This is a genomic window from Polynucleobacter sp. UB-Tiil-W10, assembly GCF_018881605.1.
Lineage (GTDB): Bacteria > Pseudomonadota > Gammaproteobacteria > Burkholderiales > Burkholderiaceae > Polynucleobacter.
In genome coordinates this window covers 310,432-327,620 of record NZ_JACVPZ010000001.1, presented here as the reverse complement: position 1 = coordinate 327,620, position 17,189 = coordinate 310,432, and the positions used below count along the sequence as shown (strand labels likewise).

Here is a 17,189-nt window from a genome sequence, read left to right as displayed (position 1 = left end):
AGCCAGCTTGCACGATAACCCCCCACCAATTGACCTGGCAGGTATAGATTGTGAAATTAAGCTGAATTCTTAAAAAATCCCGCTAAATCTTTTGCCTTATTTCTGAAGCTGTATTAGTAGCTTCTTTGTTAGCTATTAATGAGGTATCACAATGATTTACCCCACTAACTTGATTATGGAGCAGTAGTGCTGTCTGCGGTGTGTATTTTTGTATCGATCTTTAGATCATCTTGATTCGAATGAATTTGTACCATTATTTTGTGCATGTGATGAATTCAGGTAGGTCGTTAAGGGGTGAGATGGTTCCCAACCAGTTTGTTGAATAAGTCTTAAAATTAAAGGGTGCCAAAACTAAGCCCCAAAATCCTCCCAGAACCAGATTTATCTCGTCTAATCGAGATGGCCTGGGAAGATCGCACGCCATTTGATGCCATTGAGAAAACCTTTGGATTGGGCGAGCCTCAGGTAATTGCCATTATGCGTAGGGAGCTCAAGCGAAGCTCTTTTGAGCTCTGGCGCAAACGGGTCACTGGACGAGCAACTAAACACAGTGCTTTGCGTAGCGAAGAAGTGACCCGGGCTTATTGCCCAACTCAATACAAAAATAAATGAAGCATCCTCAGCGTTTAGTCCTTGTCTTGGGGGACCAGCTTGATTTAAACAGTTCTGCTTTACGAGACTTTGATCCTCAATCGGATGAAATCATCATGATTGAATCTGCCAATGAGGCGCAGTACGTTTGGTCTCATAAGGCCAAGATTGCTTTGTTTCTCTCGGCAATGCGTCACTTTGCAAAGTCAATCGAAGCGCTAGGCTACCCCCTTACCTATATCAAAGATTCTTCGCTCACGATTGTGGAGACACTTAAAGAGCAAGTGCTCAACAAGAGCATAAAAAAATTAGTTTGCATTGAGCCAGGTGAGTGGCGCTTAAAGCAGGCTATTGAAGTGATTGCAAAAGATCTCAGCATTGATTTGGAGATGCGTGAGGATGATCACTTTTATTGCTCGCGCCAAGAGTTTGTGGAGTGGTCGGCCAATAAAAAAGAACTTAGACTGGAATATTTTTATCGCTTGATGCGCAAGAAACACCATGTGTTGATTGATGCCGATGGCAATCCTGAGGGCGGGCAGTGGAACTTTGATCAAGATAATCGCAAGCCCTATCCCAAAAAAGGGCCTGGCATTATTGATGCTCCCGCAGCGTTTGAGATAGATGCCATTACACAAGAAGTGTTGGCGTTTGTTGAAAAGACTTATTCAGATCATCCTGGATCATTAGAGTCATTTAATTGGCCGGTTACTAGAGATCAAGCCGTTCAAGCGCTCGAGTATTTTGTTGAATATCGCCTGAGAAACTTCGGTGTTTATCAAGATGCTATGTGGATAGATACCCCATTTGGGTGGCACTCTATATTGTCGAGTTCGCTCAATCTGAAGTTGCTCAATCCCCGTGAAGTGGTAGATGCAGTTCTGGTGGCCTGGAAAAAATATTCTTTAGATCTATCGACCATCGAGGGCTTCATTCGACAAATTTTGGGGTGGCGTGAGTTTGTAAGGGGTATGTATTGGCTTGATATGCCTCAGATGGCAAAGGACAACTATTACGAACACCAAAATCCATTGCCCAAATGGTATTGGACCGGAAAAACCCAAATGGCCTGCATGCAGGATGCAATTGGACAAACACTGCAATACGGCTATGCACACCATATTCAGCGCTTAATGGTGACGGGAAACTTTGCACTCTTGGCGGAAATTCTGCCTCAGGAAGTAAGCGAGTGGTATTTGGCTATCTACGTAGATGCAATTGAATGGGTTGAGTTGCCCAATACGGCAGGCATGGCGTTATTTGCGAATGGCGGTAGATTTACCAGTAAGCCTTACATAGCGAGCGGTGCTTATATCAAGCGGATGAGTAATTATTGCGGCTCTTGCAAGTACAAGCCCGAGGTTCGTTATGGGCAAGAGGCTTGTCCTATGACTACTTTGTATTGGAATTTCCTCATCAAGCATCGAGATCAATTTGAGGCTAGCCCAAGGACTAGATTAATGACTGCCAACCTCAAAAGAATCAGTGATGAAGATCAACAGGAAATAACGCTTCATGCCAAACGCATTTTGAATCAACTTGATGACCTCTAGCAATCATGAAAACATCATTCAAGGGAAACAAAAGTTTTCTACCTAGCAAGATTTGCGTTGTATGTAAAAAAGAAATGACCTGGAGAAAGTCCTGGGCTAAAAATTGGGAATCCATCAAATACTGTTCGGATGCCTGTAGGGCTAAAAAGAGTCCCTCAGATGGGTCCAAAAGTATTTAATTTAAGAGTGTCAACTCGCTGTAAGCCTAACCCGTTATGTAGGAAAGGACAGAGTTCCTTGATGACTGGGAGGTCTGCATGAAGAAAATACTGATTTGCCTGCTTACAGGGGTAATGCTTGCTGGATTGGCTAGTTCAGCCAGTGCTCATGGCGGTAGAGGTGGTTATTACGGCGGCTATTACGGTGGCAATGGTGGTTGGCGTGGTGGCTGGGCGCCGTTCGCAGTGGGTGCCGTTGCTGGGATCGTTGTGGCTAATGCGTATAACAGGCCAGCCCCCGTGTATTACGCACCGCAGTATGCCTACCCGCCACACGCTCAAACTGCTGCTTATTGTCCAGAGAACGGGCTTTACTATCCACAAACGCAGGCTTGCCCTAGTGGCTGGCAAAGAGTGAATTATTGAGCGTGATGAATGCTGAGTATTCCTAAGCAATCAGGCCACTCGAAAGTGGCCTGATTGAATGTGTTGCTATTACCGCTTTAGGAAGTTTATTTTCCGCAGGGGAATTTTCCTGCTAAGAAACGCAGAATAGTATCAGCTGCTGGTTCAGTCGCATATTTAGGATTTGCTTCGGCCCATTTGACATAGTCCTGAATTACTTCCTTACGCGTTGGTGCAGGCTGCTTTACACAAATAAATTCTGGGGCTGATTTTGGATTGCGGGTTACCAAATAAGTATCGTAGACGGCTTGACCGTAAATCTCACAGGTAATAAAAGTGCCGTTAGTACCTTTGCAGTCTTGCAAGAGTTCTTGAGTGCTAATCATATTGGCTGCCTGAGACCCGCTTGAGAAGCCCAAAACTGCGCTAGTGAATGCCATTAATAAAATCTGCTTTTTCATGTTTTTTCTTTCGTATTAGTCTTAATCTTTAAATTGAAATAATTTTTTTAGCGTCTGCCTCTAAAGCCGCCACCCCCACCGCCGAAGTGGTCGCCACCTGAGCGTGCACCACCGCCGCCGAAGCGATCACTACCACCATTAAATTTAGCGCCGTGTGCATCACCAAAGCCGCTGGAATCATTTTTAAAATTACTAGCCCCACCATCGCGATTACCTGGGGTTCGATCGCTAGAGCGATCACTATTGCCATTACTACTGCGACTACCGTCACGATTGCCTGCATTACCCATGTTGCCGCGGTCTTCGCTACTAATGCCATTACGTTGCAGGCTTTGGCGAAGTTGGTCACGTTCGGCATCACGATTTGTACTGCCGCCGCCCATATTGGCATTGCGACGTTGTGCATCTGACTTCCAGTCGCTGGTACCGGATTTATTGCCATTCCAATTGCTATTGGTTTTGCGATTGAAGTTATTGTAAGTATTGTTATTAACGGTAAGTGAGTTGCCGCCGCTGTAACCGCCACCCCAATGACATCCACCCCAAAGGGCTGCGCCAACGGCCATGCCAACTCCAAAAGAAAGTAGAGCTGTACCTGCTGCGTATCCGGGTGGATAGTATGCGACTGGTGGGTAAGCTGGATATGGCCATGCGCCATAGACCACTGTCGGGTTATAGGAGGGCACATAAACTACTTGTGGGTTGGTCGGTTGAATGATGATCGTTTCAGATGAGCCGCTCCCTTGGGTGGTGACGGTTTGTTGGCTATTGGATTGCAAGGAGCCCGATTTCTTTGCCTTAGCGCGCAAGGCTTGAATCGCTGCCATTGTGTCGGATTGTTGGGCTAGTACAGCATTGCCTAAGTTTTGCGTCCAACTCAGTTGTGAGCCCATCATTTCTAGAACAGGTGGGAAGGACACCAAAGACTTCACGCTGGCATCCCAATTTTGTTGTTGTAATGCGTTATTGAGTGCATCACCTTTGATTTTGCTATTGGCACGCAACCAATTGGTTGCCTCTGAAACTTCTAATGGATAAGTAGAAGCCATCAGAATTTGCGAAACTAAAGAATCTGGATATAGGGCAATGGGTGCTACCAGCGCTTCTAATTGAGCCTGAGATTGTTTGCTTGCTTGATCTTGGCTGCTGCTTTGAGCATAGGTAACTGGAACGATAGCTGGGAGGCTAAGTGCAGTCATTAAGATTCCGGCTAGTAATCGAGAGGGCATCCCTCTTTTATTTGGTGCCAACATTAGCGCATCCTTATCATTAGGTAGAGAAAATATTCTACCCAATCTTTTGGTTTTGCTGCCATTTAAGGCGCCTAATCAGCGATTGACTGATTAAGACCTAAACCTGAAGTTTGGGGAGGACCCTTCCATTCTCCAATCTATGGATTTCGACTATATTTGAATGAATCACAAGCAGTGATGACCGCCTTAACTTCGAAAATAAACATTCAATCAGCCATTGCATACATGAAGCCCATTTTGTACTCTTATCGCAGATGCCCATATGCAATGCGCGCACGTATGGCTTTGAAATACGCAGACATTGATATTGAGCATCGCGAGATTGACCTACGGAATAAGCCTCAATCAATGTTACTGGCATCCCCCAAGGGAACTGTTCCTGTACTCTGCCTTGATGGCTTAGTTCTGGATCAGAGCGTTGACATCATGCGCTGGGCAATTGAACAATCTGATCCGGATAACTGGGGAAATGTGGATGAGGTAATTGCTCAAGCATGGATTGAAAGAAATGATGAACGATTTAAATTGCTATTAGATCAATACAAGTATCCCAATCGATTTCCAGAGTTGAACCAAGATACAGTTCTTCATGAAGCTTTGGAATTGATGTTGCTGCCAATGGAGAAGGTTTTACAAAATTCTCAATACTTGTTGGGTAACAAGATGTCTTGGATAGACATCGCTATTTTTCCGTTTATTAGACAGTTTTCCATGGCCGACACAAAAAGATTTGAGCAGCTACCCATACCTGAAACCAAAAGATGGCTTACCCAACATCTGGAGTCTGAATTATTTAATGCGGTGATGCAGAAACATTCAGTCTGGCTGGATTAGGTGGGGTGAATTTCTATAAGAAATAAGTGGCAATGATGGTGTAAAGCGGGATGCCCAAGATGATGTTGAATGGGAATGTAATTCCCAAAGACATTCCCATGTATAGGGCTGGATTCACTTCGGGTAGTGCATGACGTAATACTGCAGGAACTGCAATATAGGATGCGCTAGAGGCAAGCACCATTAGCAAAATGGTATTTCCTAGAGGTAGTCCAATCATTTTGCAAAGAGCCAGCGCTAGCAGTGCATGTGACAGTGGTGAACCTATGGCATATAGCAAGGTAATGGGCGGCTTACCTTTTAAGCCTTTGAAGTTTCTGGCGGCCATCAGCCCCATGTCCAGTAGGAAAAAGGCCAGCATGCCCTTAAACAAGTCAATGGAGAATGGCGCCATTAATTTTTGTCCAGAGTCGCCGCTAATGAGGGCGACCGCCATTGATCCCAGTAATAGAAGTTGCGCGCCGTCTGTAAATGACTCATGCAGTATTTTGGCAATACCAGCAGGTTCTTGCTTGGATGTTAGATCGGGCGCCACAGATGCTCTTGCCTTATTCGCTAACACTATCGCCAAAATGATTGCAGGAGATTCCATGAGCGCCATCGCTGCTGCCATGTGACCACCGTAGGCGATGTTAAATTGATCTAAGTATTGTGTGGCAGTAATAAAGGTAACGGCGCTCACCGATCCATAGGTTGCTGCAATTGCTGCAGCATCAAAGGCGCCCAACTTTCTTCTTAATATCCAGTATCCAATGATGGGAATGATGGTAGCAAGGAATACTGCCAATCCTAGAGAGAAAGCAATTTCGCTAGTGAACCCAGACTTGTGCAGGGCAAATCCGCCTTTAAGTCCTAAGGCCATTAATAAATAGAGCGATAGAAACCGAGAAATTTGCGGCGGAATTTCTAGGTTGGATTTGACTGATCCTGCGAATACCCCAAAGATAAAAAATAGTATGGCGGGGTCAAGGAAATTGGTCATCAATTCATTCTAAGTCTTACTCAGCGTTTATTCTTACCCCCATAATTTATAAGACTATAGGCGCATACAAAAGCTACTTCACCAATTAAAGTTTCGCAGATGGCACTACGAGAGTTCTTGGCAAGCTTGACAACATACTTAACGGCATTCAAAGAGGGTTTAGAGCCATCCTCAGCCATTAGTTTTTCAAATGAAAAAATAGCTTGAGTGAACAATCGTCTAATTACGGTCTATAGGGCTTGATAACAGATTCAAGACCATAGGCATCATCTTTAGCCTTCATCTCTTGAATCTGCTTCCTGAGTTTGCTGACTTCTTTGCAGCTTAGCTTTCGGAGTTTCTTGGAATCAACACCATAGGTGTCAACCAGGTATCTGCGACGAGAAGTGCATAACTGAAATCGAATGATTAAAAATAATGCAAATAGCGCCGGTGAGAGAAGTAGAAAAAGGATCGTCATCAATCCATCTTATGCCTGTTTGAAAGGCATGTCATTTTAAAAAGCATGGTGGGGGGGGGTGTGCCCAGGAGTGATAGCCATCAATTAGCTCCTGATGGGGGTTTCTGGGGAATGGGAAGGATTGATGCCCGCTTTTAGGCCTTCGGAAAAGGAGAGGAATAGGTCTTAGAATAGCAATTTGAGCCCTATTGATGAAGGGTAACTTTGCATCAATGCATATCTTGGGAGAGGTAATGGAGCCGTTAGCAAAATTAAAAGTAATCGAGATGGGGCAACTGATTGCTGGACCATTTGCTGCTAAAACGTTAGCTGATTTTGGCGCTGATGTGATTAAGATCGAGCCGCCTAAGGTAGGCGATGCCCTTCGTAAGTGGCGACTTTTAAAAGATGGCACATCCATTTGGTGGCAAGTACAGTCTCGCAATAAACGATCACTCTCTTTGGATTTAAGGGAGGTAGAGGCACAAGATATTGTCAGAACCTTGGTTAAAGAGGCAGACATATTGATTGAAAACTTTCGCCCTGGAACCTTAGAGGGTTGGGGTCTTGATCCAGAAAGATTGCTTGAACTCAACCCCAAACTCATTGTTCTTCGTATTAGCGGCTATGGTCAGACTGGCCCGTATAGAGATAAACCTGGGTTCGGTGTTGTTGCTGAGGCAATGGGTGGCTTGCGTCATCTCACTGCCGAGCCTGGCAGAGTACCGGTGCGCGTAGGTATTAGCATTGGCGATACCTTGGCATCTTTGCATGGGGTGATTGGTATTTTACTCGCGTTACAAGAGCGCCATACCAGTGGTAAAGGTCAAATCATTGATATTGCTTTGTATGAAGCGGTGTTTAATTGTATGGAAAGTTTGCTGCCTGAGTACAGTGCATTCGGTGAGGTGCGACAAGCGGCAGGCAGTGCATTACCCGGTATTGCCCCAACTAACGCCTACCAGTGCGCAGATGGCGGTTACGTATTGGTGGCCGGTAATGGCGATAGCATTTTTAAGCGCTTGATGACAGTGATTGGGCGTGATGACTTAGGAAATGATCCGCAATTAGAGAATAACGATGGTCGTGTTAAGCGGGTAACCGAGCTTGATCATGCGATTGGCCAATGGACCAAAACAGTCAGTACAACTAAGGCTGTAGAGATGTTGGATTTAGCTGCTGTACCAGCAGGCAGAATTTATACCGTTGCCGATATCGCTAATGATCCACACTACAAAGCTCGGGAAAATATTCACACTATTCAGATGCAAGATGGCAGCAAGGTAGATGTTCCTGGCGTGATTCCAAAGCTCTCTCGTACGCCAGGGTCCATTAAGACACTAGCGCCAGAGATTGGTCAGAACACCGATGAGATCTTAAAGAGCATAGGCTTAAGTGATGATCAGGTCGCCTCTCTTAAAGAGCGCGGCATTGCATTTACTAAGTAGTTAAATTAAAAAACCAGAAAAGATCATGACCAGAATTTATTTCAATGATGTAGTGCTGAGAGATGGCTTTCAGATTGAGGCCAATTTTGTACCAACAGATGATAAGGTGAGGTTGGTTGATGAGCTTAGTGAATGTGGGTTTGCCAAGATTGAGGTGACCTCATTTACCTCTCCTAAAGCAATTCCAATGTTGCGAGATGCTGAAGAGGTTATGGGGCGGATCAAGCGATTGCCGGGGGTTGAGTACACAGTACTCGTTCCTAACTTAAGAGGTGCAGAGCGCGCCTTCGAATCAAAGGCGGATGAATTTAATCTGGTGATGTCTACTTCAGAGACTCATAACCTAGCTAACCTTCGAATGGGTAGAGAAAAGAGCTTTGCAGGATTGGTAGAGGTAATTCAGTACGTTGATGGCAGAACGCCCATTAATGTCTCCCTATCAACCTGTTTTGGCTGTCCAATGGAGGGCGAAGTGCCCCAAGAAGTTGTAGAGGGTTTTGCACAGCGCTTTGCTGATCTGGGCGTCAGGGGCCTGACGATTTGCGACACAACAGGAATGGCAAATCCCGATCAAGTTAAAAAGATGAGTGAAGTATTGCAAAAACGTTTTCCAAGCCTGCAACTCACCTTGCACTTTCACAATACTCGAGGAATGGGCTTGGCCAATGTTTTGGCTGCTGTTCAATCGGGTATTGTTCGTTTTGATGGCTCATTAGGTGGCTTGGGTGGGTGCCCATATGCGCCAGGAGCTAGTGGGAATATTTCAAGCGAGGATGCGATCCATATGCTCGATGCTATGGGTTATGACACTGGTATGAATATCCCTAAACTAATACAGTTGGCTAGGGAGTTGCCAAAGATTGTGGGGCATGAAGTACCGGGGCAAGTGGCTAAAGCTGGAAGCACTTATACATTGCACCCAGAGCCAAGCTACGTAGATGAATTGCGGCGCGCTCAATAAACAGGAAATGAATCATGATTGACCATTTAGATCATCTAGTTCTCACAACCGCAAAGGAGGATGAGTGTGTGGATTTTTATACTCGTATTCTGGGTATGAAACTAGAATCTTTTAATGGGGGCACTCCGCCAGTAGAGCGTAAGGCTTTTAAGTTTGGCAATCAGAAAATAAACTTGCATATCCAGGGCAAAGAGTTTGAGCCTAAGGCGGATATTCCAACGCCTGGATCGCTTGATCTTTGCTTTATAGCTGATCGCCCACTAGAAAAGGTCATTGAAAAGCTAAATTTAGAATCTTGGCCCATCATTGAGGGCCCGATCATTCGTACTGGGGCCACACAAAAAATTGTCTCTGTCTACGTCCGCGACCCGGATCAAAACTTAATTGAGATATCTGAATTAATGTAAAAAATCACTTGCGAGGGTGGGGAAAGCCACCCTCGATAGTCTGCCCATCCAAATATTGCAGTATTCTCACTTTAGTCCTGAGTTGTGATGCTGAATTGCAATCACCACGGCTGAACTGAATTTTCTGAATAACAAATGGATAACAACAATGAAATTGAAAATGGTAACGGCAGCACTTGGATTGGCATCAACGCTGGCATGGTCTCAAACACCATCAAATATGGTTGGCACTTGGAGTGGCGTTAGTAATTCGGCTGTATCTGGCTCTGGAATGTTTCATCCTACTGAGGCGGGGAAAGAAAAGGCTGTTCGATTTAGAAACGTAGAATATGTATTAGTGGTTGATAAAGAAGAGGGCAGAAACTTTGTGGGCTTTATTGGTGCAACCAATGGCAAGCACCCAACTGATATTAAGCACAAAGAAGTAGTATTGGGGGCGTACGCCAAAGATATGAAAAGTGGTGTGATGGTCAATGAAACCGGAAGCTTCACCTTTAAATTAGTGGATTCTAAAAATTTAGAGATTTGCTATACCCAAGTCACATCTAAACCAATGGTGGCATCTTGTTTTGAAATGATTAAGAAGTAATTCAATAATCAATTTAGCAATTTACTAAGGAGTTTATCTATGAAGCGCCGATTTTTAGCCTTACTAATATGTATTTTGAGTATTGGAATGGTTGCTTGCTCAAAAGGTACTGATTCAAAAGAAATTAAGGTTGCCGTCTCGCCATCTTCACCCCCAATGCTTTTTGATCAAAAGGGCCAGATTGTCGGTGTGGATATGGATATTTTCCAAGGTTATTGCCAGTCACGTGGCTGCACCTTGAAAGTGACTCCTTATGATTGGCAGGGCATGCTTGGCGCCGTATCTAGCGGACAAGCGGATGTTGCTTTTTCGGGTATTTCCATTACGGATAAGCGTAAAGAGGCGATGGATTTTTCTCAGCCGTATTACGATAACTCTTGGCACTTGGTAAGTCTCAAAAGTAAAAATATTCAAATTACCGATCTAAGCCAGCTAAAGAAATACTCCATTGGTTACCCTCGCGGCATGGCTTACGATGACTTGATTAGAAATGAGTTAGAGCCCAAGGGCTACTACTCTTTAAGCAAGGTAAAGCTTTATCCTTCTTATGCTGAAGTGGTGACCGATCTACAGAATGGCAATATTGATTTAGCATTCATTGAAGAGCCCGTATTTTTGAATTATGAAAATAAACTGAATTTGCCATTGCAAAGTTCTTATGTTTTTAAGGGCTACGATAAGTTAGGTTTTGCCTTTGCTAAGGGGTCAAAGTTGCGTGATGATTTTGATAAGTACCTTGCAGAATTGGGTCCTGAAAAAATCCAAGCGATCTTGAATAAATGGATGAAGTAAGCTCTCGGAAAATTTGACCATGAGTCTTTTGGGTATTCTGTTAGAGCTAGGAAATGGCGTTTTCTATACAGTAATCGTTACGCTGGTTTGCAGCATAACTGGCTTTACAGTTGGTTTGCTGCTAGCTAGCCTGTATAGACTGGCTATCGGAAGCGTTTGTTTTTTAATCGATGTCTATACCTATATCTTTCGTGGCGTTCCGGTACTGGTTTTGCTATTCATGGTTTACTTTGGTCTTCCTGGCTTTGGTATTAAGCCGCCGCCTTTAATGGCCATGGCGCTCAGTCTAGGTTTAGTTGCTGGCGCCTATTTAACCGAAGTATTTCGTGGCGCATTTAGCTCAATTGATCCCGGCGAAGTTCTTGCCGCTCAGGCTATGGGCATGAGTCGTATTCAGGTGCTCAGGTATATTGAAATCCCGCAGATGCTCCGATTTTCTGTGCCCGGTATGGTCAATGAATTTACTTCCGTGCTGAAGTATTCGCCATTCGCATACACCGTTGGCATACCAGAGATTACAAAGCAGGCTATGACATTGACAGCAACTACCTTAAAAGGAATTGATGTGTATTTTGCCGTTGGCGTTCTCTATTTTGTGATCTACCGAATTTTATTACTGGGCGTTCAATTCATTCAGAAACATTATGAAATTCCTGGCATGGAAGAGGCTGCAGTATGACGGTAATCACTATTCGAGATCTCGCTATGGAGTTTGGCAAGCAGGCGGTGCTCTCTGGTATTAATTTTGATTTGCAGCAAGGCGAAGTGAAGGTTCTCATGGGCTCTTCCGGCAGCGGTAAATCAACGCTATTGAGATGCATTAATCGACTGGTGGAGCCAACATCGGGCTCAATTCAATTTAAAGGTAAAGAGATTCTGGGTCCTAATGTGGATGTTCGCGCCTTACGCAAACAGATTGGATTTGTATTTCAGCAATTTGCTTTATATAGCCATCTGACCGTGCTAGAAAATGTCACATTAGCTTTGCGTAAACTAGAAGGTATGGGGTTAAAAGAGGCTAACGAGAAAGCCTTGCATGAGTTAGCTCAATTTGAGATGACGCCTCATCAGGGTAAATATCCCTCTCAATTATCGGGCGGCCAAAAGCAGCGTGTTGCAATTGCAAGGGCTTTGGCGATGGATCCCGCGGTTGTGCTGCTGGATGAGCCAACCTCTGCACTGGATCCAGTAATGTCTCGTGATGTGGGAGATCTCATTAATCGCTTGCATCACAACGGCATTACGATGATTTGTGTAACGCACGATTTGGGTCTGGCAAGAAGCATTTCGGATAGGGTGCTGTTCTTGGACAAAGGCATTATTCGAGCAGATGAGCGTATTGATGTATTGGCCAATGATCGTTCTGATCCAGAGTTGCAAGCTTTCTTTGGTAAAAGGGGTGCTGTGTAATGGGGTCCTGGGGAGCTTTCGAGCGAGACCTGCTGCAGCAAATGCCTTTAATACTGGCAGGACTGTTAAATACCCTCGAATTAGCAGTCGTTATTAGCATTACTGGATTTTTATTGGGTATTTTTGTTTTCTTTCTAACCCTTAGTAAAAATAACCTTGTACGCAATTCCATTAATGCATACATTTCTTTCTTTATTGGTATGCCGCTGATCGTGCTCCTGTTTTTAATGTATTACGGGCTTCCTCAATGGGGCATCAGATTAAATCCTTTTACAGTTGCAGTGATCGGATTTACCTTGAATGTGGCTGCTTATAACGCTGCTTACCTAAAAACAGCATTTAATGGCTTAGATACGAGTCAGATTGAAGCCGCTACCGCACAAGGATTTAAGCCGTCACAAATATTTCGTCTAATTACCTTGCCACAAGTATTGCGTACCTCGGTGCCGGCATTAACAAACCAAGTGATTGGCAATCTCAAAGATAGCTCTATTACCTTTTTGATTCAATACACAGAGTTTTTTGCCCGCATGCAGGAGCTAGCCTCTACCAATTTCCAGTTTTTTAAAGCTTATCTGGTTACAGCCTTAGTGTATTTACTGCTGGTTTCGGTGATTGTATTAGTCGCCCGAAGTATTGAAAACCGTTTGTTCATTCGAGCTAGTTAATTCTTGGTAAATGAAAACTCCCCATGCAGGAAATTAACTCTCTAATTAATACTCTCAATCTTCAGCCACACCCAGAGGGTGGCTTTTACAGAGAGATGCATCGTTCACAAACAATTGTTAAATCTGTAAGCGCTGAAGATAAGAGTGCCTACACCAGCATTTACTATCTGCTAGCAGGAGCTGATTTTTCAGCTTGGCACCGGATTAAATCAGATGAAACTTGGTACTTTCATCATGGTTGCGATGTACTCATTTATTTTTTAGATGAAAGTAAATTGCTGCAAACGATTCAGCTTGGATTGGAATCAAGCAATTTTCAAGCCACCATACTTGCAAATACTTGGTTTTCAGCAAGACCCATGAGGGACTCTTCTTATTGCTTGGTAAGTTGTGTTGTGGCGCCTGGCTTTGAGTTTAGCGACTTTGAAATGGGGAAGCGTCAAAGCCTCTTGGAGGAATTTGGTCATTCCCTGGATAACATTCAGATTATTGAAGCTCTTACAAGGAGTTAGCTTGGTTTAGGCGCGCCAGCTTGTTTTAAAGGATGGGCGCTTGCAAAGCTATTCAATTTCATACAGTTTTCAAAGATGCCGTTCAGCGTCGGTGCGGCATTCAAGTCCACATTAAATAGTTTTGCACCAATCACATGCGATGCTAACGCAATATCGGCAATCGTAACCTCATCACCAAATGAGTAGGTTTTGGATTTTCCTAATTTGATTAATGTGCTTTCTATTGCCTCATTGCCTTTGGTAAACCAATGCTGTGCCCATTTTGTTTGGGCGGTTTCATCTAGACCCCATTCTTGATTCAGAAAATTTCTGACTCTTGGGACGATGAGTGGGTGGGTATCAGCAATCGTGGTTAATGCAAGAGCTTTAACCCCAGCTTTGTCGATGGGAGCACTGGGGATAAGTTTTGGACTAGGCCAAATATCCTCAATGTATTCAAGGATAGCAAGTGACTGTACGATTTCATGACCGTCATGTTTAAGTAACGGAACCACGTGTTGAGGATTGAGAGCGCTATAGGCCTCTCCAAACTGTTCGCCACCGGCTAAATTGACGGATACCTCTTCAAAAGGAATTCCCTTTAGATTAAGGGCAACCCTAACGCGATAAGCAGCTAGGGATCGCCAGAATCCATACAGTGTCACACTCATATTAGGCGTTAATAAAGCTGCTAATAGCCTTCATAAAGACCGCTGGAGCTTGAAGCTGGGGAACGTGCGCCAAGCCAGGCAAGATGTTTAATGTTGCGTTTGGTAATCCAGCATGCAGTTCTACAGACATTGCTGAAGGAGTTGCTTCATCTAATTCCCCAACAAGCACTAGGACTGGTTGAGTGACTTTAGAAAGTTGATCTCTAATATCGAGTGTAGAAAGGGCAGCACATGCACCATGAAAAGTTTCTGTATCGAGAGCTAAGAAACGGGTCTTTCTGTCTGCCACCAAGCTTGCGTTCTGCTCTTGAAATTCTGGAGCAAATAAGCGGCGCATAGCAACATCTGCAATAGCCCCTAGACCTTTTTCTTTAGCTGCAGCCGACATTCCCTTAAAGGCTGCGCGGCCTGGTTCAGAGAACATGGCACCGCAATCGGCTAACACTAAGCGTGAGGCGAGGTTTGGATGGCGAATGCTAGTAATTAAAGCGATAAAGCCGCCATAACCATTGCCCAGGAAGATCGGCTTTTCATTGAGTTCTAGAGATTCAATGGCTTTAGCAATGTGGTCGGCAATCGTGTTGAGATCGCCGCCTACAAAGTCAGAGCCTTCAAAACCCGGGAGGTTAAGAGAAATGATTTGATGGGTTTTGACTAAGTCCACCGCAAGTGGTGCAAACGAACTGCTGTCAGCCAATAGAGAGTGAAACAAGACAATGGGTTTTCCAGAGCCTGAAATATCCAAGCTTAATTTTTTATTGTCGATGGTTAAAGTTTTATTTGCCATGTGAGTTGATTTTCCTTGCTCTCTATTGGAAGACGAGTAATTAGTTAAGACGTGGTTGAGTGGCGGTATCTTTGTACCAGTCAAATGGCGCATCATCCAAACGAATCATGACGCTCTTAGTCTCAAAGTGTTGATCAAATGATTCAGTGCCGCACTCACGACCAATACCGGAGTCCTTAATGCCGCCCCAAGGTGATGCTGGGTCTAAGCGGTGATGGTCATTTACCCAAACAATGCCGCATTTGAGTTTTGCAGCAACACGGTGTGCTCTAGTCACGTCGTTTGTGCGAATAGCACCGGCAAGGCCAAATGGAGAATCATTGGCCAATTCAAGACCTTCTTCTTCTGTAGTGAATTTGGTGACGGATACGAATGGTCCAAATACTTCCTCTTGGAAGATACGCATGTTTCTAGTAACGTCTGCAAAAACGGTTGGCTCTACAAAGAAGCCATCCTTCAGAGATGCATCAGCCGGTACCTTACCGCCAGCCACGAGGCGCGCTTTATCTTCATTGAGGCCAATGTCGATATATTTGAGAACGCGTTGTTGTTGGCGTGCAGAAACGACAGGCCCAAGCTGTACTGTCGGATCAATTGGGTTACCAATTCTGATGGATTTAGCCTTAGCTGCCAGCTTTTCAACAAACTCGTCATAAATATTTGCCTGAACAATTTGACGGCTGCCACAAATACAGGTCTGTCCTGCTCCAATGAAAGCGCCAAAAGCTGCATAGTTCACGGCTTGATCCACATTGAAATCATCAAATACGAGTACTGGAGTCTTGCCACCGAGTTCTAAGGTTTGATGTGCAAAGTTGCTACCAGCCAATGCGCCAGTAATGCGTCCAGCCTCGGTGCCGCCAGTCAGAACCCATTTCGCCAAACCAGGATGCTCAGCAAGCGCTTTGCCGGTTGAGGGGCCAAGTCCAGTGATCACATTAAATACTCCTGGAGGTAAACCAGCATCAACAAACAACTGCGCGAGTCGTAATGTAGTGAGGGGAGTGTATTCAGAAGGTTTGACTACTGTGGTGCAGCCTGATGCGAGGGTAGGGGCTAAGCTCTTCACCATAATCATCAATGGGTGATTAAATGGTGTGGAGTTGCCTACTACGCCAATAGGGGTGCGCAAGGTGTAATTTAGGTAGTTGCCATCCACTGGAATCACAGAATCGCGACGTGCGATAGCAAGACCTGCGTTGTAACGGAAGAAGTCTGGCAAGCGAGAAACCTGAGCACGAGTCTCATTTAAGGAGCGTCCGTTATTAGCGGTCTCGAGCGTATAGATTTCTTCTAAGTTCGCTTCAAAAACATCAGCCAGTTTATTAATCAGCTTTGCTCTGGTGCGATTGGACATGGCGCTCCACTCGCTGCTAGCAAAGGCTTTAGCAGAACTTTTCACAGCCTTATCAACGTCTGCGTCAGTGGCATGTGAGATTTGTGCAAGCATCTCGCCAGTGGCTGGATTTAAAACATCCAGTAAATCTGGTTGGGATGCGGGTACTTCTTTACCATCAATGAATAATCCACGAATGGGGACTTGCTTATTAGATGTTGACATGGTGATCCTTGTATAAAAATTATTTGAATTAGTTGACTATCATTCCGCGTGATACTGCATTACTGACACGCTTGCCTGCGGCAAGTACGTGTTGCTCAGCTAGGCGCTGGGCAGATTTAATCGATCTCGATTGAACTACGTCAATGATCTCGCGATGCTCCTCTACAAGTGCTTCAGGCTTGCCGTGATTCATATTGCTCACACTGATCTGTACAGCTCTTTCCATTAAATCAATTAGGTCGATGAGTTGATCACGCATGCGTGGATTACCACCCAGCTCAGCCATTTTTCTATGGAACGATTTGTTATATCCAACAAATCCATCTTTCCATTGGTTTTCATCAAAACGTTTGTATTGATCTAGAGCTTGTAACTGTTCGTCACTCGCATGACGAATCACGCGTTCGATGTTGGCTCGCTCAAGCGCTGCGCGCAAATGAAACATATCCAACATATCTGAAATTGAAACAGGGGCTACCCGATAACCTTGGCGTGGAATAGTAATTACTAAACCTTCGCGCTCAAGGCTAATGAGAGCATCACGTACTGGGGATTTGCTGACTTCAAACCGCGCTGCCAATTCAGCTTCTCGTATTTCAGCGCCAGGCATTAATTGGCACGACAAAATATCTTGACGAAGCTCTTCGTACACTCTCTCACGGAGCAGTCGACCGTCTATTTCTACGGGTTCTGTAATAGTGGCTGTCATGGTTTCAGAGATATTAGGC

General features: G+C 44.6%; 22 protein-coding genes. 14 read left to right on the top strand and 8 right to left on the bottom strand.

What is annotated here, in order from left to right:
• The first annotated feature begins 342 nt into the window (after positions 1-342).
• The 4 genes from ICN33_RS01560 to ICN33_RS01545 all read left to right on the top strand — a co-directional run bounded on the left by ICN33_RS01560 (position 343) and on the right by ICN33_RS01545 (position 2,728).
• Entirely contained in the window at positions 343-612 is a 270-nt protein-coding gene (locus ICN33_RS01560; RefSeq protein ID WP_216193909.1) for a TIGR03643 family protein, read from the top strand.
• A complete protein-coding gene (locus tag ICN33_RS01555) occupies positions 609-2,144 on the top strand; it encodes a cryptochrome/photolyase family protein (RefSeq protein ID WP_216193907.1) in 1,536 nt (511 codons plus the stop codon). Before ICN33_RS01560 ends, ICN33_RS01555 begins: the two co-directional genes overlap by 4 nt.
• A gap of 5 nt (positions 2,145-2,149) precedes the next feature.
• The gene (locus tag ICN33_RS01550; RefSeq protein ID WP_216193905.1) at positions 2,150-2,323 is read left to right on the top strand and encodes a DUF2256 domain-containing protein; all 174 of its coding nucleotides are present in this window, start codon (positions 2,150-2,152) and stop codon (positions 2,321-2,323) included.
• A 78-nt stretch (positions 2,324-2,401) separates the two neighbouring features.
• Positions 2,402-2,728 carry a hypothetical protein gene (locus tag ICN33_RS01545; RefSeq protein ID WP_255530510.1) on the top strand — a complete coding sequence of 109 codons (327 nt, stop codon included), beginning with the start codon at positions 2,402-2,404 and terminating at the stop codon, positions 2,726-2,728.
• Positions 2,729-2,814: 86 nt separating this feature from the next.
• On the opposite strand, the gene ICN33_RS01540 is transcribed toward ICN33_RS01545, so the two are convergent.
• Entirely contained in the window at positions 2,815-3,168 is a 354-nt protein-coding gene (locus ICN33_RS01540; RefSeq protein ID WP_216193904.1) for a Rap1a/Tai family immunity protein, read from the bottom strand.
• Positions 3,169-3,215: 47 nt separating this feature from the next.
• Positions 3,216-4,421 carry a DUF3300 domain-containing protein gene (locus ICN33_RS01535; protein ID WP_216193903.1) on the bottom strand — a complete coding sequence of 402 codons (1,206 nt, stop codon included), beginning with the start codon at positions 4,419-4,421 and terminating at the stop codon, positions 3,216-3,218.
• 156 nt (positions 4,422-4,577) lie between these two features.
• Here ICN33_RS01535 and ICN33_RS01530 point away from each other — a divergent pair, with 156 nt between their 5' ends.
• A complete protein-coding gene (locus tag ICN33_RS01530; RefSeq protein ID WP_255530509.1) occupies positions 4,578-5,255 on the top strand; it encodes a glutathione S-transferase in 678 nt (225 codons plus the stop codon).
• Between the two features lie 13 nt (positions 5,256-5,268).
• On the opposite strand, the gene ICN33_RS01525 is transcribed toward ICN33_RS01530, so the two are convergent.
• Positions 5,269-6,237: a sodium-dependent bicarbonate transport family permease gene (locus ICN33_RS01525; RefSeq protein ID WP_216193901.1), complete on the bottom strand. Its 969-nt coding sequence runs from the start codon at positions 6,235-6,237 to the stop codon at positions 5,269-5,271.
• A 223-nt stretch (positions 6,238-6,460) separates the two neighbouring features.
• Positions 6,461-6,697 (bottom strand): hypothetical protein, encoded by a 237-nt coding sequence (locus ICN33_RS01520; protein WP_216193899.1) that lies wholly within the window; start codon positions 6,695-6,697, stop codon positions 6,461-6,463.
• 233 nt (positions 6,698-6,930) lie between these two features.
• Between ICN33_RS01520 and ICN33_RS01515 the strand changes: the two genes are divergently transcribed.
• The 9 genes from ICN33_RS01515 to ICN33_RS01475 all read left to right on the top strand — a co-directional run bounded on the left by ICN33_RS01515 (position 6,931) and on the right by ICN33_RS01475 (position 13,463).
• Complete coding sequence (locus ICN33_RS01515) at positions 6,931-8,124, top strand: CaiB/BaiF CoA-transferase family protein (RefSeq protein ID WP_216193897.1); 1,194 nt, start codon at positions 6,931-6,933, stop codon at positions 8,122-8,124.
• Positions 8,125-8,149: 25 nt separating this feature from the next.
• Positions 8,150-9,085 carry a hydroxymethylglutaryl-CoA lyase gene (locus ICN33_RS01510; protein WP_216193895.1) on the top strand — a complete coding sequence of 312 codons (936 nt, stop codon included), beginning with the start codon at positions 8,150-8,152 and terminating at the stop codon, positions 9,083-9,085.
• 14 nt (positions 9,086-9,099) lie between these two features.
• Positions 9,100-9,492 carry a VOC family protein gene (locus tag ICN33_RS01505; protein ID WP_216193893.1) on the top strand — a complete coding sequence of 131 codons (393 nt, stop codon included), beginning with the start codon at positions 9,100-9,102 and terminating at the stop codon, positions 9,490-9,492.
• 148 nt (positions 9,493-9,640) lie between these two features.
• Positions 9,641-10,081 (top strand): hypothetical protein, encoded by a 441-nt coding sequence (locus tag ICN33_RS01500; RefSeq protein ID WP_216193891.1) that lies wholly within the window; start codon positions 9,641-9,643, stop codon positions 10,079-10,081.
• Positions 10,082-10,120: 39 nt separating this feature from the next.
• Positions 10,121-10,873 carry a transporter substrate-binding domain-containing protein gene (locus ICN33_RS01495; protein ID WP_216193890.1) on the top strand — a complete coding sequence of 251 codons (753 nt, stop codon included), beginning with the start codon at positions 10,121-10,123 and terminating at the stop codon, positions 10,871-10,873.
• Between the two features lie 19 nt (positions 10,874-10,892).
• Complete coding sequence (locus ICN33_RS01490) at positions 10,893-11,552, top strand: amino acid ABC transporter permease (RefSeq protein WP_216193886.1); 660 nt, start codon at positions 10,893-10,895, stop codon at positions 11,550-11,552.
• On the top strand, positions 11,549-12,283 hold the full coding sequence (locus ICN33_RS01485) for an amino acid ABC transporter ATP-binding protein (protein ID WP_216193884.1): 735 nt from the start codon (positions 11,549-11,551) through the stop codon (positions 12,281-12,283). The genes ICN33_RS01490 and ICN33_RS01485 overlap by 4 nt, the downstream gene beginning before the upstream one ends.
• Positions 12,283-12,951 carry an amino acid ABC transporter permease gene (locus ICN33_RS01480; protein ID WP_216193882.1) on the top strand — a complete coding sequence of 223 codons (669 nt, stop codon included), beginning with the start codon at positions 12,283-12,285 and terminating at the stop codon, positions 12,949-12,951. The genes ICN33_RS01485 and ICN33_RS01480 overlap by 1 nt, the downstream gene beginning before the upstream one ends.
• Positions 12,952-12,974: 23 nt before the next feature.
• Positions 12,975-13,463 (top strand): cupin domain-containing protein, encoded by a 489-nt coding sequence (locus tag ICN33_RS01475; protein WP_216193880.1) that lies wholly within the window; start codon positions 12,975-12,977, stop codon positions 13,461-13,463.
• Here the strand turns inward: ICN33_RS01475 and maiA are convergent.
• Genes maiA through ICN33_RS01455 form a run of 4 tightly spaced genes read right to left on the bottom strand, consistent with a single transcriptional unit; the run spans position 13,460 to position 17,170 of the window.
• A complete protein-coding gene (gene maiA, locus ICN33_RS01470) occupies positions 13,460-14,113 on the bottom strand; it encodes a maleylacetoacetate isomerase (RefSeq protein ID WP_216193878.1) in 654 nt (217 codons plus the stop codon). The two genes, ICN33_RS01475 and maiA, sit on opposite strands and share 4 nt — an antisense overlap.
• Position 14,114: 1 nt before the next feature.
• A complete protein-coding gene (locus ICN33_RS01465; RefSeq protein ID WP_216193876.1) occupies positions 14,115-14,900 on the bottom strand; it encodes an alpha/beta fold hydrolase in 786 nt (261 codons plus the stop codon).
• A 40-nt stretch (positions 14,901-14,940) separates the two neighbouring features.
• Positions 14,941-16,461, bottom strand: a complete 1,521-nt coding sequence (locus tag ICN33_RS01460) for an aldehyde dehydrogenase (RefSeq protein WP_216193874.1) — start codon at positions 16,459-16,461, stop codon at positions 14,941-14,943.
• Between the two features lie 28 nt (positions 16,462-16,489).
• Positions 16,490-17,170, bottom strand: a complete 681-nt coding sequence (locus tag ICN33_RS01455; RefSeq protein ID WP_216193872.1) for a GntR family transcriptional regulator — start codon at positions 17,168-17,170, stop codon at positions 16,490-16,492.
• Positions 17,171-17,189: the final 19 nt, after the last annotated feature.

What these genes read in the sequence shown, in the direction of transcription:
- ICN33_RS01555 (WP_216193907.1), top strand. Translation starts at nt 609, where the DNA reads ATGAAGCATCCTCAGCGTTTAGTCCTTGTCTTGGGGGACCAGCTTGAT.
- ICN33_RS01550 (WP_216193905.1), top strand. Translation starts at nt 2,150, where the DNA reads ATGAAAACATCATTCAAGGGAAACAAAAGTTTTCTACCTAGCAAGATT.
- ICN33_RS01545 (WP_255530510.1), top strand. Translation starts at nt 2,402, where the DNA reads ATGAAGAAAATACTGATTTGCCTGCTTACAGGGGTAATGCTTGCTGGA.
- ICN33_RS01540 (WP_216193904.1), bottom strand. Translation starts at nt 3,168, where the DNA reads ATGAAAAAGCAGATTTTATTAATGGCATTCACTAGCGCAGTTTTGGGC.
- ICN33_RS01535 (WP_216193903.1), bottom strand. Translation starts at nt 4,421, where the DNA reads ATGTTGGCACCAAATAAAAGAGGGATGCCCTCTCGATTACTAGCCGGA.
- ICN33_RS01525 (WP_216193901.1), bottom strand. Translation starts at nt 6,237, where the DNA reads ATGACCAATTTCCTTGACCCCGCCATACTATTTTTTATCTTTGGGGTA.
- ICN33_RS01520 (WP_216193899.1), bottom strand. Translation starts at nt 6,697, where the DNA reads ATGACGATCCTTTTTCTACTTCTCTCACCGGCGCTATTTGCATTATTT.
- ICN33_RS01515 (WP_216193897.1), top strand. Translation starts at nt 6,931, where the DNA reads ATGGAGCCGTTAGCAAAATTAAAAGTAATCGAGATGGGGCAACTGATT.
- ICN33_RS01510 (WP_216193895.1), top strand. Translation starts at nt 8,150, where the DNA reads ATGACCAGAATTTATTTCAATGATGTAGTGCTGAGAGATGGCTTTCAG.
- ICN33_RS01505 (WP_216193893.1), top strand. Translation starts at nt 9,100, where the DNA reads ATGATTGACCATTTAGATCATCTAGTTCTCACAACCGCAAAGGAGGAT.
- ICN33_RS01500 (WP_216193891.1), top strand. Translation starts at nt 9,641, where the DNA reads ATGAAATTGAAAATGGTAACGGCAGCACTTGGATTGGCATCAACGCTG.
- ICN33_RS01495 (WP_216193890.1), top strand. Translation starts at nt 10,121, where the DNA reads ATGAAGCGCCGATTTTTAGCCTTACTAATATGTATTTTGAGTATTGGA.
- ICN33_RS01490 (WP_216193886.1), top strand. Translation starts at nt 10,893, where the DNA reads ATGAGTCTTTTGGGTATTCTGTTAGAGCTAGGAAATGGCGTTTTCTAT.
- ICN33_RS01485 (WP_216193884.1), top strand. Translation starts at nt 11,549, where the DNA reads ATGACGGTAATCACTATTCGAGATCTCGCTATGGAGTTTGGCAAGCAG.
- ICN33_RS01480 (WP_216193882.1), top strand. Translation starts at nt 12,283, where the DNA reads ATGGGGTCCTGGGGAGCTTTCGAGCGAGACCTGCTGCAGCAAATGCCT.
- ICN33_RS01475 (WP_216193880.1), top strand. Translation starts at nt 12,975, where the DNA reads ATGCAGGAAATTAACTCTCTAATTAATACTCTCAATCTTCAGCCACAC.
- maiA (WP_216193878.1), bottom strand. Translation starts at nt 14,113, where the DNA reads ATGAGTGTGACACTGTATGGATTCTGGCGATCCCTAGCTGCTTATCGC.
- ICN33_RS01465 (WP_216193876.1), bottom strand. Translation starts at nt 14,900, where the DNA reads ATGGCAAATAAAACTTTAACCATCGACAATAAAAAATTAAGCTTGGAT.
- ICN33_RS01460 (WP_216193874.1), bottom strand. Translation starts at nt 16,461, where the DNA reads ATGTCAACATCTAATAAGCAAGTCCCCATTCGTGGATTATTCATTGAT.
- ICN33_RS01455 (WP_216193872.1), bottom strand. Translation starts at nt 17,170, where the DNA reads ATGACAGCCACTATTACAGAACCCGTAGAAATAGACGGTCGACTGCTC.